Consider the following 17407-nt stretch of genomic DNA (forward strand, 5'->3'; position numbering starts at 1 on the left):
CGCCTGGCAATCTGTCCAGGCGTTTTCAAGCGTCATTCTTGATGGAGAGGACATGGACGGCAAGCACGCCTCTGAAAATCCGGCATTTTTGATCGGCCCGACCGGGAAAATCACCACCTGGAACGCGGCCTGCCACGCGGCGCTCGGTTATACCGAGCTGGAGGTATTGCACCAGCCGCTGCACACCCTACTCAAAAGCAACGATCAAGACCCCCTTGCCCGCCGCCTGCAGCGGCCGCCGCAGCAGGCGGAAGAGCTCGACCTCGAGCTGTGGCATGCCGACGGCCATCCGCTGCCGTCGCGGCTGGCCTTGCTGCCGCAATTCGGCAAGTCGGGCCGGCTCATCAGCTGCATCGCGCTGATCATCCCCGGCCGCCAGCCGATCCAGGTCGACACCGCCAAAGAAGTCGGCAACATGCCGCTCAAATCGGCGATGGACTTGATCGTCGGCTTGCTGATCGTCAGCGATGCGAAGGGCCAATTCGTGCTGTGGAACGAGAAAGCCGAAACGTCAATGCAAATGAGCTCGGAGCAACTGCGTAACAGCAGCATTTCAAGCTTGTTCAGCGAACAGGAATGGCAGCGGGTGGCGGCCAGCGTCGACGACGTGCTGGCGCACGGCAAGCGCATGTGCATCGAAGCGCAACTGCGTTCCGGCGATGGCTGCGAAACCCCCTATGTGATCAGCGGCGCCCGGCTGACCTATTGCGGCAGGCACTACCTGTGCATCATGGCGCTCGACGGCACCGAACGGCGGCGCGAACGGCACGACTTGCAAGTGCGCGAGCGCGCCTTGCACGCGGTCAGCAACGGCATCGTCATTTGCCGCAGCGGCGGCAAGGATAATCCGATCGAATACGTCAATCCGGCGTTCGAACGCATCACCGGCTATACGCTGACGGAAGTGGTGGGGCGCGATTCGCGCTTCATGGCCGCGTCCGGCCTCGACGATGCCGAGCGCCAAAAGTTGCGCATTGCCGTCGAGGCACGTGAGGAAATCAATGTGGTATTCCGCAATATGCGCAAGAACGGCGAAGTGTTCTGGAACGACTTGTCGATCACGCCGGTGCCCGATGAAAACGGCAAGGTCAGCCATTTTATCGGCATGATCAACGACGTCACGGCCTTGAAGCAGCGCACCGCGCACCTGGAACATGAAGTCAACCACGACGCGCTGACCGGCCTGGCCAACCGCAACCTGCTGTGGGACCGGCTGGACCAGGCCTTGCATGTGGCGCAGCGCAAGAAATCGCTGGTGGCGACGATTTTGCTGGACTTGAACAAATTCAAGTTCATCAACGACACCATGGGCCACGATGTCGGCGATGAGGTGCTGAGGGTGGTCGCCAAGCGGCTGCAGGCGTCGGTGCGCGACAGCGACACGGTGGCGCGCCTCAGCGGCGATGAATTTGTGCTGGTGCTGGCCGACCAGCCGTCGCTGCGCTTTACGCTGCGGATGGTCGAACGGGTGCGTATCAGCCTGTCGAAGCCGATCATTTACGAAGACCAGGAAATTCCGGTCGGCGCGGCGCTCGGCGTCAGCGTGTTTCCGCACGATGGCGCCAACGCCTATGAATTGATGCGCGCGGCCGACGTCGCGATGTACCATTCGAAAGAGTCCGGCAACGGCGATGTGCATTTCTTTTCGCCCGACATGAAATCGACCACCGACGCCAAGCGCGCGCTGGAAACCGACATGCACGAAGCGCTCGACAAGAACGAGCTATTCCTGATGTACCAGCCGCGCATGAACCTGACCACGTCGCGCATCACCGGCATCGAAGCGCTGCTGCGCTGGCGCCACCCCGAGCGCGGCGTGTTGCAGCCATCGTCGTTTTTGCCGGACGCCGAAGAGAACGGCATGATCATCCCGTTTGGCCAATGGGTGCTGGAACAGGCTTGCCGCATGCTGGCCCGCCTGAAGGCGCTGGGCCATCCCGACATTCCGCTGTCGATCAACAGTTCTTACCGTGAATTCAGCGAAAAGAATTACGTCGCGTATATCGCCGACAAGCTCGATCAATTCAAGCTGGCGCCGGCCAGCCTCGAACTCGACATGCGCGAAGACCAGTTGATGCGCAACGTCAACCTGAGCAAGCAAGTGGCCGAACGGGTCAGGCAACTCGGAGTGGTGCTGAATGTCGACGAATTCGGCGCCGGATCGTCCAACCTCAGTTATCTGCAAGAACTGCCGATGCGGCATCTGAAAATCACCCGCAAGTCGGTCAACGATATTTGCCTGAGCACCAAGACCGGCAAGCTGGCCAAGACGCTGATCGACATCGGCCACAACCTGAAACTGGAAGTCATCGCCGGCGGCGTCGAAAACCGGCTGCAACAAGATTTCCTGCTGCAGAACGGCTGCGATGCGATCCAGGGAAATTTCTACAAAGAACCGATTGATGAAACGGAATTGACCCAGTTACTGGACGCGCAATAAAGTCCAGCCCCCCGGCAAAACTTTTAGGCGGGCACGGCGCCATCATCGATGGCATTGCCGCGCCGCTCGACCGCCACCGACACGGCCAGCACCACCAGTCCGCCGGCGGCCAGCATCGCGCCGACCCAGGCGGTCGAACGCAAGCCCATGCCCATTGCGACGGCCATGCCGCCAGCCCAGGCGCCCAAGGCGTTGGCGATATTGAACGCCGAATGGTTCAATGCCGCGGCCACGGTTTGCGCGTCGCCCGCCACGTCCATCAAGCGGGTTTGCACCGCCGGGCCGATGGCGATGCCGGCACCGATGGCGAACAAGTTGATCGCGGTGGCCCACACGTTCGAGCTGGTGTACGAAAACGCCGCCAGCGCGACACCGCTCCAGACCAGCATGCCGAAAATGGTCCACAAGCGCGAACGGTCGGCCAGCCAGCCGCCGACGACGTTACCGACCGTCATGCCGATACCGATCACCGACAACATCAGCGATACCATGAACGGCGATACATGGGTGACTTCCAGCAAAATCGGCGTCACATAGGTCAGCACCGAAAACATACCGCCAAAGCCGATCGCCACCAGCAGCAGCGTCAGCCACACCTGGGTACGGCGGAACACGCCCAGCTCGCGGCGCGGGCTGGCATTGCCGGCCGCGATCAGCGGCAAATAGATGCGCACCATCAGCATGGTCAGCAAACCCAGCACGCCAACCACCAGGAAGGCCGAGCGCCAGCCGGCGGCCTGCCCCAGCGCGGTGGCCAGCGGCACGCCGACCACGTTGGCAATCGTCAAGCCCAGCATTACCCGCGCCACCGCCTGCGCGCGCTTGTCCGGCGCCGCGATCGACGCCGCCACCAGCGCCGCGACGCCGAAATACGCGCCATGCGGAATGCCGGAAATGAAGCGCGCCAGTATCAGCATGCCGTAGTTCGGCGCCATCGCGCTCAGCAAGTTGCCGACCGCAAACAGCGCCATCAGACAAATCAGCATCATGCGGCGTGGCATGCGCGCGGCGAAAATCGTGATCAGCGGCGCGCCGACCACCACCCCCAGCGCATAGGCGCTGATCATGTGGCCCATTTGCGGCAGCGAGGCGCCGATATCCTTGGCGACGATCGGCAAGATGCTCATCGAGGCGAATTCGCCGGTGCCGAGCGCCAGGCCGCCGATGGCCAGCGCCAGGTCGGCAAGGTTGGCGCCATGGGGCGCAATGACGCGTGAAGAAATCGATTCTACTGGGCTATGCATGAATGGAAGGCAGGATGAGGGTTGATGCAGACGAGCACTACAAGTCGAAGGATATCATGCACTGCACAAAAAGTTTTGGGAGGGGCCTATTTTTAGTTCAACAATGAAACATCTACTCGGCAATGAGCAATAAAAAAGCGAGCCCGGAGGCTCGCTTTGGGACCTCAGACGCTTAAGCCTGAAATCGCAGCGGTTTCATTGCAGCAATCAAGCGCGTTTGTCGAGTGGCAATACTTCGCGGGTCGTGGAACCGACGAACAATTGACGTGGACGGCCGATTTTTTGCTCTGGATCGGAAATCATTTCGTTCCATTGCGCGATCCAGCCGATGGTGCGCGCCATCGCGAAGATGCCGGTGAACAGCGACACAGGGATGCCCAGCGCCGATTGCACGATGCCGGAGTAGAAGTCGACGTTCGGATACAGCTTGCGCGACACGAAATATTCGTCTTCCAGCGCGATTTTTTCCAGCGCCATCGCCAGTTTGAACAATGGGTCGTCTTGCAAGCCCAGTTCAGCCAGCACTTCGTAGCAGGTTTCACGCATCAGCTTGGCGCGCGGGTCGAAGTTTTTGTAGACGCGGTGACCGAAGCCCATCAGCTTGACGCCGGAGTTCTTGTCCTTGACTTGCGCGATGAACTCGGGGATCTTGTCGACGGTGCCGATTTCTTTCAGCATGTTCAAGGCCGCTTCGTTCGCGCCGCCGTGGGCAGGGCCCCACAGGCAGGCGATGCCGGCTGCGATACAGGCGAACGGGTTGGCGCCCGACGAGCCGGCCAGGCGGACAGTCGAGGTCGAAGCGTTTTGCTCGTGGTCGGCGTGCAGGATCAGGATACGGTCCAGGGCGCGCACCAGCACTTCGTTGACTTGGTATTCTTCGCATGGATTGCCGAACATCATGCGCATGAAGTTGGCGCTGTACGACAGGTCGTTGCGTGGATACACGAAAGGCTGGCCGATCGAGTATTTGTAGGCCATCGCGACCAGCGTCGGCATCTTGGCGATCAGGCGGATCGCCGAAACGTCGCGGTGCTTCGGATCGTTGATGTCCAGCGAATCATGGTAGAACGACGCCAGCGCGCCGACGGTGCCGACCAGCACCGACATCGGATGCGCGTCGCGGCGGAAGCCGCGGAAGAAGAATTGCATCTGTTCGTGCACCATGGTGTGCTTGGTGACGGTTTCGACGAACTCTTTCTTTTGTTCGGCATTCGGCAATTCGCTATGCAACAGCAGATAGCAGGTTTCCATGAAATCGGCGTTGACGGCCAATTGCTCGATCGGGTAGCCGCGGTACAGCAGCTCGCCCTTGTCGCCATCGATGTAGGTGATCGACGAGTTACAGGCGGCGGTCGACATGAAGCCCGGGTCGTAGGTGAACTTGCCGGTGCCGGCGTACAGTTTGCGGATGTCGATGACGTCCGGGCCTACGGTGCCTTCATAAATCGGGAAATCGATCGCCGGGCTGCCGTCGGAAAACGACAGTGTGGCTTTTTTGTCAGAGGTATTCATGGGATCTTCCTTCTCGGGAGTGAGTCGAAATTAAAATCAAAAAATTCTGGTTGCAGGTGCGCCGTCTCATGACGGCGCTGCGGGACATGTCGAATGTATTAGCCCCGCGTACACGTATCGCCCAGGCGCCTAGGCAATGCGCAGTCGTTGCAGCAGTGCATGCACTTGCGGCAAGTCGACTTCGCCTTCCGGCTCTTTACGGGCCAGTACCAGATCCATCAACGCATTGTCCGATAAATCCAGCAAACGCGTCAGCGCGTCCACTTCCTCATCGGTCAATTCGGTTTCGTACGCATCGAGAAAACGAGTCAGTATCAAATCGTTTTCCAGCAGGCCGCGGCGGGCGCGCCAGCGCAGGCGGGCGCGGTTGGCCGGGTCGGATTGATGCACGGACAAGCTTGATTCTGTCATTGGTATCACTACTTTCCTTGTGCCCGCAGGGCACGGTACAACATTGCGGGCGGCGGCATACGGCTTGCCGTCGACCCGCATCGGCCATCAGATTGCGCGGCGTACCATCAATTCCTTGATCTTGCCGATTGCCTTGTTCGGGTTCAAGCCTTTCGGGCAAACGTCGACGCAATTCATGATCGAATGGCAGCGGAACAGACGGTACGGATCTTCCAGGTTGTCCAGGCGCGCGCCGGTCGCTTCGTCGCGGCTGTCGGCGATGAAGCGGTAGGCTTGCAGCAAGCCGGCAGGGCCGACGAACTTGTCCGGATTCCACCAGAACGACGGGCACGACGTCGAGCAGCATGCGCACAGGATGCACTCGTACAGGCCGTCGAGCTCTTCGCGTTCGGTCGGCGATTGCAGGCGTTCCTTTTCAGGCGGGATCGAATCGTTGATCAGGAACGGCTTGATCGAATCGTACTGCTTGAAGAACTGGGTCATGTCGACGATCAGGTCGCGGATCACCGGCAAGCCCGCCAGCGGACGCAGCACGATAGGCTCGGTCAGCTCGTTCAGGTTGGTGGTGCAAGCCAGGCCGTTCTTGCCGTTGATGTTCATCGCGTCGGAACCGCAAACGCCTTCGCGGCACGAGCGGCGCAACGACAGCGAATCATCGACGTCGGACTTGATGCGCTGCAGTGCGTCGAGCAGCATCTTGTCGGTGTCTTTCAGTTCGACGGTCAGGTCTTGCATGTACGGCTTGGTATCCGTATCCGGATCGTAGCGATAGATTTTGAATTTGAGAGTGCGTGCCATGTTCTGACCTTTAGAAAGTACGTGGTTTCGGCTTGAAGGTATCAACCGTCAGCGGCTTGGTAATGACCGGCTTGTATTCCAGGCGGTTGCCTTCCGAGAACCACAGGGTATGCTTCATCCAGTTGTCGTCGTCGCGTTTTTCGAAATCGCTGTGCGCATGCGCGCCGCGCGATTCCTTGCGCGCCACCGCCGAGCTGATGGTCGCCTTCGCGGTTTCGATCAGGTTCGACAATTCCAGCGCTTCCACGCGGGCGGTGTTGAAGACCTTGGATTTATCCTTGAACGACACGTTCTTGCGGCGTTCGTCCAGCTTCATGATTTCCACGTAGCCTTGTTGCAGCAACGCGTCGGTACGGAACACGCCGCAGTATTTCTGCATCGTGGCGCGGATTTCATTGGCGATGCCTTGCACGGTTTCGGTGCCGGTCGAGTTTTCCAGCGCGTTCAGGCGGTTGATCGAGTAGTCGGCGGCGTCGGCCGGCAACGGTTTGTTCTCTTTCTCTTTCAAGCCGCTGGCGATGATGTGGTTGCCGGCCGCGCGGCCGAATACCACCAGGTCGAGCAGCGAGTTGGTGCCCAGGCGGTTGGCGCCGTGCACCGAGACGCAGGCGCATTCGCCGATCGCGTACAGGCCGTTGACCACTGCCACCGGGTTGCCGTCTTTCGGCACCACCACCTGGCCGTGGATATTGGTCGGAATGCCGCCCATCTGGTAATGGATGGTCGGCACCACAGGGATCGGCTCCTTGGTCGCATCGACGTTGGCGAACTTGTGGCCGATTTCCAGGATCGACGGCAAGCGCTTGGCGATGGTGTCGGCGCCGATGTGGCGCAAGTCCAGCATCACATGGTCCTTGTTCGGACCGCAGCCGCGGCCTTCCTTGATTTCCTGGTCCATCGAACGCGACACGAAGTCGCGCGGCGCCAGGTCCTTCAGCGTCGGCGCATAACGTTCCATGAAACGTTCGCCTTCGCTATTGATCAGGATGCCGCCTTCGCCGCGCACGCCTTCGGTGATCAGCACGCCCGCGCCGGCCACGCCGGTCGGGTGGAATTGCCAGAATTCCATGTCTTGCAGCGGCAAGCCGGCACGCGCCGCCATGCCCATGCCGTCGCCGGTATTGATGAAGGCATTGGTCGATGCGGCGAAAATACGGCCCGCGCCGCCGGTTGCCATGATGGTGGTCTTGGCTTCCAAAATCATGCAGTCGCCGGTTTCCATTTCCAGCGCGACCACGCCGACGACGTCGCCGTCCTTGTCGCGGATCAGGTCGAGCGCCATCCATTCGACGAAGAAGTGGGTGCGCGCGCGCACATTGCGCTGGTACAGCGTGTGCAGCAGGGCGTGACCGGTACGGTCGGCCGCGGCGCAGGCGCGCTGCACGGCTTTTTCGCCGAAGTTGGCGGTATGGCCGCCGAACGGACGCTGATAAATCGTGCCGTCAGGGTTGCGGTCGAAAGGCATGCCGAAGTGTTCCAGCTCGTAGACCACTTTCGGCGCTTCGCGGCACATGAATTCGATGGCGTCCTGGTCGCCCAGATAGTCGCCGCCCTTGACGGTGTCGAACATATGCCAGAACCAGTTATCTTCGGCCATGTTGCCGAGCGATGCGCCGATGCCGCCCTGCGCCGCGACGGTGTGCGAGCGGGTCGGGAAAACCTTGGACAAGACTGCCACGTTCAAGCCGGCTTCCGCCAGTTGCAGGGACGCGCGCATGCCGGAACCACCGGCGCCGACGATCACCGCGTCGAAGCGGCGGGTTGGAATTGCGGATTTATATGCTGCCACGATTAAACACTCCAGAGAATTTGCACGGTGTAGAAGGCACAGGCGATCAACCACAGCAAAGTGGCAATTTGCAGGGCGAGACGGAGACCGACGGATTTAACGTAGTCCATCCAGATATCGCGCATGCCGACCCAGGCGTGGTAGAACAGGCCGAAGAACGTCACGGCGCTGAACAGCTTGAACCACTGCTGGGCGAACAGGCCGGCCCAGCCCTCATACGTGAAGTTGTTGCCGGTAAGGAAAGAGATCAGCAGGATGGCGGTGTAGATCACCATCACGATCGCGGTGACGCGCTGCGCCAGCCAGTCGCGCAAGCCATAATGGGCGCCGACGACGAGGCGTTTTGGTCCGACGTTGTTTTTAGCCATGGTTAAAATACTCCAAACAGTTTCAGGGCGACCAGTGCGGTCAGCGCCAGGCTGATGACCAGTACCGAAGCGGCGGTCTTGCGCGCGGAATCTTTTTCGATCGCGACGTGCACGTCCATGAACAAGTGACGCACGCCGGCGCAGAAATGCTGCATGTATCCCCAGACCAGGGCCAGGGTGATCAGCTTGACGATCCACATCGACGCGATGCCATGGAAGTACGAGAACGAAATCTCGGAAGTCAGGCTCAGCTGCAACATGTAGAGCACGAATGGCAGCAGCGCAAACATCAAAAAGCCGCTGATACGATGCAGAATGGAAACGATGCCGGCTAAAGGCAAGCGATAGTTCGGCAACTGCGTAATATGAATATTACGGAATTCCGGCCGTTCTTTTTTTGGTACTTCTCTTACGGCTTCAGACATAACAAAACCTCCCCTTGAGCTTAACAAATATTGAAGCCGCGATTTTCGCCGATTTTCGCCGCCCAGACCAATATCTATTGTTACATATAACCAAAATAGTGTTTTACCGCACACTGGAATCGCTGCTTTCCGCAGTTCGATTTACTTCTTTGCAACTTCAAGACACGACTTTGCCACTCCGGACCGGCAGCGGCGGATCGTACCCTTTTGCTTGTTGCCGTCTCCGGGGAACGCCTCGCGGCGCGCCCCTAAGCTGTACGATGAACTTGAGCAGTGAGTTGAGTGTTACCGCCCCTCTTCTACTTAACTCAGTTCATTCTGATAATGATGTTGCGCCGTCAAATACAGGCCGCGGCGCAGCTCCACCGGTTTGTCGCCATAGGTAAATGACACGCGTTCGGAACTGAGCAATGGCGTTCCGGCCGCGATATTCAATAATAAGGCGGCGCCGTCGTCGGCGCACACGGCGCGTATCTGTTCCGACGCGCGTATCATGCGGGTGCCGAATTCGGTCTCGAACAAACCGTACATCGGCCCCTTGTATTCAACCAGGCGCTCGGCCGTCAAGCCCTTGAAAATCAGGCCCGGCAACCAGAGTTCTTCGAGGATGGTCGGCACGCCGTCGAAATATTGTACGCGCTTGATGAAAATCACGGCGTCGCCCGACTTCAGTTCCATCAGGCGCGCCACGTCGGCCGGTGCGCGCACCCGCTTGACGTCGATGAATTTGCTTTCAGGGTAATGCGGCACGCCTTCGTCCGGCACCAGCCGCAAGAAACGGAAATGCGCGCGCGCCTCGTGATGGGTGGCCACGAAGGTGCCCTTGCCCTGGCGCCGCATGACCAGGTTTTCCGCCGCCAGCTCGTCGATCGCCTTGCGCACCGTGCCCTGGCTGACCTTGAAACGGCCGGCCAGTTCGACTTCGCTGGGAATCAGTTCGCCCGGTTTCCACTCGCCCGATTGCAGGCCGGCGGTGATCAGGGCCTTGATTTGCTGGTACAGCGGACTGAAGGTTGGCGAAGCGGCATTGCCGGCATGGGCCGAAGTGGTATTGGCCGCCGCCGGAGCGGCAGCCCCGCCGGGCGTCGGGCTCACCGCCCCGCTTGCGGCAGTGGCATTGGTGGTCAGATTGGGCGAGGCAGGATTCATAGTCCAACATTTCACCACAAAATGACTGCCGCGTCCAGTAAAACACTGTCAACTTATCTGTCTTATATAAGACATAAGATAGGATTGACAGAAGCAGAACGGAAGCCTAAACTGCCTGCGATAAACTATGTAAGCCCTTGCCTTTCCCTGTCGCGCCCATCGGCGGCGGCAGCCTTGGACAAGATATCAACAGCTACTGGCAGCGTTCGCAGACTATCCATCGCAGCGTGCCGGTTTTGGTATCATTACAGTTTTCCCGGACCAGCCCAGGCACCGCCTCAAGCTCGTTTTCTTTCCCACTTTGGAGATTCATCATGGCTAAAACCCCAATGCGTGTTGCAGTTACCGGCGCCGCCGGCCAGATCGGTTATTCCCTGCTGTTCCGCATCGCTAACGGCGACATGCTCGGCAAAGACCAGCCTGTCATCCTGCAATTGCTTGAAATCCCGGACGAAAAAGCACAGAAAGCGCTCAAGGGCGTAATGATGGAAATCGACGACTGCGCCTTCCCGCTGCTGGCCGGCATGACCGCCCACGCCGATCCGCTGACCGCATTCAAGGACGCCGACGTGGCATTGCTGGTCGGCGCCCGCCCGCGCGGCCCGGGCATGGAGCGCAAGGACTTGCTGGAAGCAAATGCGCAAATCTTCACCGTGCAAGGCAAGGCGCTGGACGCCGTCGCTTCGCGCAACGTGAAAGTCCTGGTGGTCGGCAACCCGGCCAACACCAACGCCTACATCGCGATGAAATCGGCGCCGTCGCTGCCGGCCAAGAACTTCACCGCGATGCTGCGCCTGGACCACAACCGCGCCTTGTCGCAAGTAGCCGCTAAATCGGGCAAGCCAGTCGCATCGATCGAAAAAATGTTCGTATGGGGCAACCACTCGCCTACCATGTACGCCGACTATCGCTACGCCGAAGTCGATGGCCAGTCGGTCAAGGACTTGATCAACGACGACGTGTGGAACAAGGACGTGTTCCTGTCGACCGTCGGCAAGCGCGGCGCCGCGATCATCGAAGCGCGCGGCCTGTCGTCGGCGGCGTCGGCAGCCAATGCGGCAATCGACCACGTGCATGACTGGGTGCTGGGCACCAGCGGCAAATGGACCACCATGGGCATTCCTTCGGATGGCTCGTACGGCATTCCTGAAGGCGTGATGTTCGGTTTCCCTGTCACCACCGAAAACGGCGAATACAAAATCGTCCAGGGCCTGTCGATCGATGAATTCTCGCAAGAGCGCATCAACGTCACGCTGAACGAATTGCTGGAAGAGCAAAACGGCGTGAAGCACTTGCTGGGCTAAGCAGTACCATACGGCGGCGCGGTAGGCGCCGCCGCCGCACCGCGCCGCCCACAGCGGCGCGGCCGTGTCACCCCTTATCTATTGAATGCGCCAGGCATGCACCCTTCCGAGGTTTTATTCCAAGGCAAACGCCAGCCGCTGTTGCTCGCCGCTTGCGACCATTACGCCGGCTCTGAAAAGCTGATGCGTAAATCGATTGCTTTGCAACAAGAGCTTGGGCCCCTGTTCGACATCACCTTCGATTGCGAAGACGGCGCCAGCGCCGGCAATGAAGCGGCGCACGCGCACATGATCGCCGCGCTGCTGCAAGAAGACGGCAACCAGTTCAACCGCATCGGCGTACGGGTGCACGACCTGGACAGCCCGTTTTTCGCGCAAGACATCGAAATCATTTGCGCCGCGGCGCACAAGCTGGCGTATATCGCGCTGCCGAAAGTCAATGGCGTGCAAGACGTGATCCGCGCCATCGATGTCATCAATACCCATGCGCAAGCCCATGGCCGCGACGCGCTGCCGGTGCACGTGCTGATCGAAACCCATGGCGCGCTGCATGAAGTGTTCGCCATCGCCGCGCTGCCGCAAGTCGAATGCCTGTCGTTCGGCATCATGGATTTTGTATCGTCGCACTACGGCGCGATTCCGGCCAGCGCGATGCGCACGCCGGGCCAGTTCAGCCACCCGCTGGTGGTGCGCGCCAAGCTCGACATCGCCGCCGCCTGCCATGCGCACGGCAAGGTGGCCGCGCACAACGTCACCACCGACGTCAAGGATTCGGCGGTGGTGGCCAACGACGCGCAGCGCGCGGCGGCCGAATTCGGTTATACCCGGATGTGGAGCATCCACCCGGACCAGATCAAGCCGGTCATCAAGGCTTTCACGCCGCGTTTATCCGAAGTCAATGAAGCGACGAATATCCTGAGCGAAGCGGCAAAAGCCGCGTGGGGACCGATCGCGCAGAACGGGCGCTTGCACGACCGCGCCAGCTACCGATATTATTGGACAGTTTTGCAGCGCGCCAAACTGGCCGGCCTGGCCTTGCCGGAAGCCGCCGCTGCCTTGCTAAACCCGAGCCCCACTGACCACTGATTGGAATTACACGATGTCGATCACCAAATTAGCCATTGCCTGCAGCGTCGCGCTGGGCGCGATGACACTGTCCCTGGCCCCGTTGAGCCAGGCCGCCGACACCAAGGCGCCGCCGGTCAAGGCCAAGGCGAAGGCAAAAGCCAAGGCGCCGGCCAAGGCGGCCGCCAAGGCCGAACCGGAGGAAGATGCCGACGTGGGCGACCTGAGCGCTTCGACCACCACCGAGTTCAATTGCGAACTGGGCAACAAGATTACCATTTACAGCAATGCCAGCGATGACAATTACATCGCGCTGCGCTGGAAAAAACGCCTGCACCGCCTGAAGCGGGTCGGCACCACCACCGGTGCGCAGCGTTTCGAGAACCCTCTGTACGGCCTGATCTGGATCGGCATCCCGGCCAAAGGCATGCTGCTCGATTCGAAAATGAATCGTCAGCTGGCCAATGAATGCAAGGATGCCGAACAGGCCAAGCCGCCGGTGACGCAGGAAGCGCCGGCCGGCGCGGCCTCGCCGTCGGCCCAGGCGCCATCGGCTGAACAGAAGGGCTTGCTGTAAGCAACAAGGAAGGTCGTACCCGCGACACCGCCGTGAACTGAACATCAATAAATAGACGATACCCAACAAGGAGAGGTCATGTCCCGCAACACTCTGAACACGCTCAAGGACTTTGCAATTTCGGATAGCAAGAAGGGTAAGTTCTACTCCCTTCCTGCCCTGGAAAAAAGCCTGGGCATCAATGTCTCCCGCCTGCCGGTGTCGATTCGCATCGTGCTGGAATCGGTGCTGCGCAATTGCGACGGCAAAAAAGTCACCGAAGAACACGTCAAGCAATTGGCGAGCTGGGGCCCGACCGCCGAACGCACCGACGAGATTCCGTTCGTAGTGGCGCGCGTCGTGCTGCAAGACTTCACCGGCGTGCCGCTGCTGGCCGACCTGGCCGCGATGCGCAACGTCGCCAACAAAATGGGCTTGAACCCGAAAAACATCGAACCGCTGGTGCCGGTCGACCTGGTGGTCGACCACTCGGTCACCATCGATCACTACCGCGAAAAGAAAGCCCTCGACCTGAACATGAAACTGGAATTCTCGCGCAACAACGAGCGTTACCAGTTCATGAAATGGGGCATGCAGGCATTCGACACCTTCGGCGTGGTGCCGCCGGGCTTCGGCATCGTGCACCAGGTGAATCTGGAGTACCTGGCCCGCGGCGTGCATAAAGTCAAAGAGAAAAAAGACGAAATCTACTACCCGGACACCCTGGTCGGCACCGATTCGCACACCACCATGATCAACGGCATCGGCGTGGTCGGCTGGGGCGTCGGCGGCATCGAGGCGGAAGCCGGCATGCTGGGCCAGCCAGTCTACTTCCTGACCCCTGACGTGATCGGCGTCAACCTGACCGGCGCGCTGCGCGAGGGCTGCACCGCGACCGACCTGGTACTGACCATCACCGAATTGCTGCGCAAGGAAAAAGTCGTCGGCAAGTTCGTCGAATTCTTTGGCGAAGGCACCGAATCGCTGACCCTGACCGACCGCGCGACGATCGCCAACATGGCTCCGGAATACGGCGCGACGATGGGCTTCTTCCCGGTCGACGACGCGACCATCGATTACTTCAAGGGCACCGGCCGCAGCAAAGCCGAGATCGCCGCGTTCGAAGGCTACTTCAAGGCGCAAAACCTGTTCGGCGTGCCGAAGGCCGGCGACATCGACTACACCCGCGTGGTCGCGCTGGACCTGGCGTCGGTGGCGCCATCGCTGGCCGGCCCGAAACGTCCGCAAGACCGCATCGAAATCGGCAACGTCAAGTCGAACTTCGCCGACCTGTTCGCCAAGCCAACCTCGGAAAACGGTTTCAACAAGAACCCGGCCGACCTGAACGCCGTCTATGAAACCAGCAATGGCGTCAAGGTGTCGAACGGCGACGTGCTGATCGCCGCGATCACCTCGTGCACCAACACCTCGAACCCGAGCGTGATGCTGGCCGCCGGCCTGCTGGCCAAGAAAGCCGTCGAAGCCGGCCTGAAAGTCGCGCCGCACATCAAGACCTCGCTGGCCCCCGGCTCGCGCGTCGTGACCGAGTACCTGACCGCCGCCGGCCTGCTGCCCTACCTGGAAAAGCTGGGCTTCGGCGTGACCGCCTACGGCTGCACCACCTGCATCGGCAATGCCGGCGACCTGACCCCGGAAATGAACGCCGCGATCGCCGCCAACGACATCGTCGCTTCGGCTGTGTTGTCGGGCAACCGCAACTTTGAAGCGCGGATCCACCCGAACATCCGTTCGAACTTCCTGGCCTCGCCTCCGCTGGTGGTCGCCTATGCTATCGCCGGCAACATGACGCGCGACCTGATGACCGAACCGGTCGGCAAGGGCAAGGGCGGCAAGGACGTCTACCTGGGTGACATCTGGCCATCGTCGGCCGAAGTCTCGGCGATGATGAAGTTCGCGATGAACGCCAAAGTGTTCAAGGACAACTACGCCGACGTCAAGGGCGCACCGGGCAAGCTGTGGGAAAAAGTCACCACCGTATCCGGTCAAGTGTACAACTGGCCGACCTCGACCTACATCGCCGAGCCGCCGTTCTTCGACGACTTCACGATGACCCCTAAAGCGGTCGCCACCGGCATCGAAGGCGCGCGCGCGCTCGGCGTGTTCGGCGATTCGATCACCACCGACCACATCTCGCCAGCCGGCTCGATCCAGGAAAACGGCCCGGCCGGTAAATGGCTGAAGGCAAACGGCGTGTTGAAGGCGGACTTCAACTCGTACGGCTCGCGTCGCGGCAACCATGAAATCATGATGCGCGGCACCTTCGCCAACGTGCGCATCAAGAACCGCATGATCCCGGCCAAGGCCGACGGTTCGGCGGTCGAAGGCGGCATCACCATTCATCAGCCGTCCGGTGAAGAAATGTCGATCTACGACGCGGCCATGAAGTATGTTGCCGAAGGTACGCCAACCATGGTGTTCGGCGGCGAAGAGTACGGTACCGGCTCGTCGCGCGACTGGGCCGCGAAAGGCACCCAATTGCTGGGCGTGAAGGCGGTGATTACCCGTTCGTTCGAACGCATCCACCGCTCGAACCTGGTCGGCATGGGCGTGTTGCCGCTGCAATTCATCGGCGACGACAGTGTGCAAACCCTGGGCATCACCGGCAATGAAACCTTCGACCTGAAAGGCCTCGAAGGCGACATCAAGCCGCAGCAGCAAGTGACGCTGGTGATACACCGCGCCGACGGCAGCAGCGTCGACGTCAAGGTCCTGTTGCGTATCGACACCCCGATCGAAGTCGATTATTACAAACACGGCGGCATTCTGCCATTCGTGCTGCGTCAATTGCTGGCGGCTTGATATTGGCAAGCTGGTAGCATGACAAAAACGCCGGATTCGTCCGGCGTTTTTTTTGGATTCCTGTAAAAATCGTTGCAGCGGGCGCCCGGACCGCGCGATTCACCTTGAAATACGCCGCTTCGCCTTGATCTATCCCCAGCGTTGGCATGGCATCCGCATCATTGCTACGCATTGCTAGAGTCACAATCCTCTACAATACAAGGCATAAGGGTTTATCATTGTTTGACGGATCCATTTTTTTCACTTTACGAGACTCTTATCCCGCTATGCGTCGTCCATCCAAAGATTCATCCCAAAAACTGACGGCCGACAGCCAGCGCCTGGTCACCTTTGCCCAGGCAATCGTGCAGGCCGCCAGCCGCCTCGAAGAACGGTCGTGGGAACACAGCCTGGATACGCAGCTCCAGAAGTTACTCAAGTCTGGCCACCAGGACACCATCGACACCACGCTCGCCAGCCTGTTCAAGGAAGACTTGAACGCCTACGACGTGCTGATGGATTGCGTCGAAGCGGTCAGCGAATCGGGCGTCATCGTGCACGACGACGTGCGCTACGATACCCTGCTGGTGGCCGTGCCTATCCTGGCCTGGACCCGTTTTTCGATCGCGTCCGGCGCGCTGCCGGCCGACCTGCACAGCACGCTGGCGATGCACTTCGAAGCCCACTTATTGGCCGAAGGCACCTGCATGGCGATGGCGCCGACGCTGTTTTCGATCGACCAATTGCCGCGCAGCCATGCCGAAACCTGGGCCAAGACACAGAAGCTGGCGCTCGCCGCCTTGAAAGGCACGGCGCTGAAGCCGGCCGTCAAGGCGCCGGAAACCGCACCGTTCCTGGCCGACACGCGCTACCTGCTGGTGGCGGTGGTGGCGCCGGCCGGCGCCCCGCTGTTCCGCTGGCAAGCGCCGGCCAGCCAGCCCGATTTCATCGGCGAGCGCACCTTGGCGCTGGACCAATGGCGCGCCCAGGCGACGCCGTCGGTGGCGCGCTTGCTGCCCGGCTGCGGCATCGAATTGCTGATGCCGGAAGCGTATTATGTGGCCTGCCGCGAAGCCGACAAGCTGATCCGCCCGGTCTCGGTGCGCGCCGCCGTGCATTACCTGACCCACACGCTGGCGGTGGAAGCGTCCGATTTGCGCGCCGTGATCGCCGGCTTCGGCGAAGAAGCGGCCGATGGCCAGGTCGATGAATACCGCATCGGCTTTACGTTGCGCCAGGCGCCGGAAGTGGTGTACGGCATCGTCTGGCCGCTGTATGGCCAGGAAGATGAGGATGGCACGCCGATCGAAGGCTTGATGCACAGCATGATGAGCGGCCTCGAAAAACCGAAGACGCCGATCGAGGAAATCGTGTCGCACCTGAACGAGGCCGGCGTGACGCAAATCAAGCGCCACGCCGAACGTTATGTCGGCGAGTATTGCGACGATTGCGGCGCGCCATTGTTTGCCGACCCGGTCGGCGAACTGGTGCACGCGGAAATGCCGGAAGACACGCCGCAGGGCGACCAGCACTTCCATTAAAAAAAA

The 17407-nt window shown here is 60.4% G+C and carries 14 protein-coding genes; 6 read left to right on the plus strand and 8 right to left on the minus strand.

Annotated elements, in window-relative coordinates; translation table 11 throughout:
• The first annotated feature begins 52 nt into the window (after positions 1-52).
• Positions 53-2440 carry a sensor domain-containing protein gene (locus GJA_RS16200; protein ID WP_051780983.1) on the plus strand — a complete coding sequence of 796 codons (2388 nt, stop codon included), beginning with the start codon at positions 53-55 and terminating at the stop codon, positions 2438-2440.
• A 23-nt stretch (positions 2441-2463) separates the two neighbouring features.
• Here the strand turns inward: GJA_RS16200 and GJA_RS16205 are convergent, their stop codons facing one another.
• The 8 genes from GJA_RS16205 to GJA_RS16240 all read right to left on the minus strand — a co-directional run bounded on the left by GJA_RS16205 (position 2464) and on the right by GJA_RS16240 (position 10136).
• Positions 2464-3684: an MFS transporter gene (locus GJA_RS16205; RefSeq protein ID WP_038494107.1), complete on the minus strand. Its 1221-nt coding sequence runs from the start codon at positions 3682-3684 to the stop codon at positions 2464-2466.
• Between the two features lie 207 nt (positions 3685-3891).
• On the minus strand, positions 3892-5196 hold the full coding sequence (gene gltA, locus GJA_RS16210; protein ID WP_038494109.1) for a citrate synthase: 1305 nt from the start codon (positions 5194-5196) through the stop codon (positions 3892-3894).
• A 129-nt stretch (positions 5197-5325) separates the two neighbouring features.
• Positions 5326-5607 (minus strand): FAD assembly factor SdhE, encoded by a 282-nt coding sequence (locus GJA_RS16215; protein WP_038494113.1) that lies wholly within the window; start codon positions 5605-5607, stop codon positions 5326-5328.
• An 87-nt stretch (positions 5608-5694) separates the two neighbouring features.
• A complete protein-coding gene (locus GJA_RS16220) occupies positions 5695-6405 on the minus strand; it encodes a succinate dehydrogenase iron-sulfur subunit (protein ID WP_038494115.1) in 711 nt (236 codons plus the stop codon).
• Positions 6406-6415: 10 nt separating this feature from the next.
• Positions 6416-8194, minus strand: a complete 1779-nt coding sequence (sdhA, locus tag GJA_RS16225; protein WP_038494118.1) for a succinate dehydrogenase flavoprotein subunit — start codon at positions 8192-8194, stop codon at positions 6416-6418.
• A 2-nt stretch (positions 8195-8196) separates the two neighbouring features.
• On the minus strand, positions 8197-8562 hold the full coding sequence (gene sdhD / locus GJA_RS16230) for a succinate dehydrogenase, hydrophobic membrane anchor protein (protein WP_038494119.1): 366 nt from the start codon (positions 8560-8562) through the stop codon (positions 8197-8199).
• 2 nt (positions 8563-8564) lie between these two features.
• On the minus strand, positions 8565-8987 hold the full coding sequence (gene sdhC / locus GJA_RS16235; protein WP_038494121.1) for a succinate dehydrogenase, cytochrome b556 subunit: 423 nt from the start codon (positions 8985-8987) through the stop codon (positions 8565-8567).
• Positions 8988-9290: 303 nt separating this feature from the next.
• Entirely contained in the window at positions 9291-10136 is an 846-nt protein-coding gene (locus tag GJA_RS16240; protein WP_038494123.1) for a GntR family transcriptional regulator, read from the minus strand.
• 314 nt (positions 10137-10450) lie between these two features.
• Here GJA_RS16240 and GJA_RS16245 point away from each other — a divergent pair, with 314 nt between their 5' ends.
• The 5 genes from GJA_RS16245 (at position 10451) to GJA_RS16265 (ending at position 17401) form a co-directional block, all read left to right on the plus strand.
• Complete coding sequence (locus tag GJA_RS16245; RefSeq protein ID WP_038494126.1) at positions 10451-11440, plus strand: malate dehydrogenase; 990 nt, start codon at positions 10451-10453, stop codon at positions 11438-11440.
• A gap of 96 nt (positions 11441-11536) precedes the next feature.
• Positions 11537-12526: an HpcH/HpaI aldolase/citrate lyase family protein gene (locus GJA_RS16250; protein WP_038494128.1), complete on the plus strand. Its 990-nt coding sequence runs from the start codon at positions 11537-11539 to the stop codon at positions 12524-12526.
• 13 nt (positions 12527-12539) lie between these two features.
• A complete protein-coding gene (locus tag GJA_RS16255) occupies positions 12540-13082 on the plus strand; it encodes a hypothetical protein (protein WP_051780985.1) in 543 nt (180 codons plus the stop codon).
• A 78-nt stretch (positions 13083-13160) separates the two neighbouring features.
• Positions 13161-15881 carry an aconitate hydratase AcnA gene (gene acnA, locus GJA_RS16260; protein WP_038494130.1) on the plus strand — a complete coding sequence of 907 codons (2721 nt, stop codon included), beginning with the start codon at positions 13161-13163 and terminating at the stop codon, positions 15879-15881.
• A 266-nt stretch (positions 15882-16147) separates the two neighbouring features.
• Positions 16148-17401, plus strand: a complete 1254-nt coding sequence (locus GJA_RS16265) for a DUF2863 family protein (RefSeq protein WP_038494133.1) — start codon at positions 16148-16150, stop codon at positions 17399-17401.
• The last annotated feature ends 6 nt before the right edge of the window (positions 17402-17407 follow it).

The sequence above is a fragment of the Janthinobacterium agaricidamnosum NBRC 102515 = DSM 9628 genome, from assembly GCF_000723165.1.
Classification (GTDB): Bacteria; Pseudomonadota; Gammaproteobacteria; order Burkholderiales; family Burkholderiaceae_D; genus Janthinobacterium; species Janthinobacterium agaricidamnosum.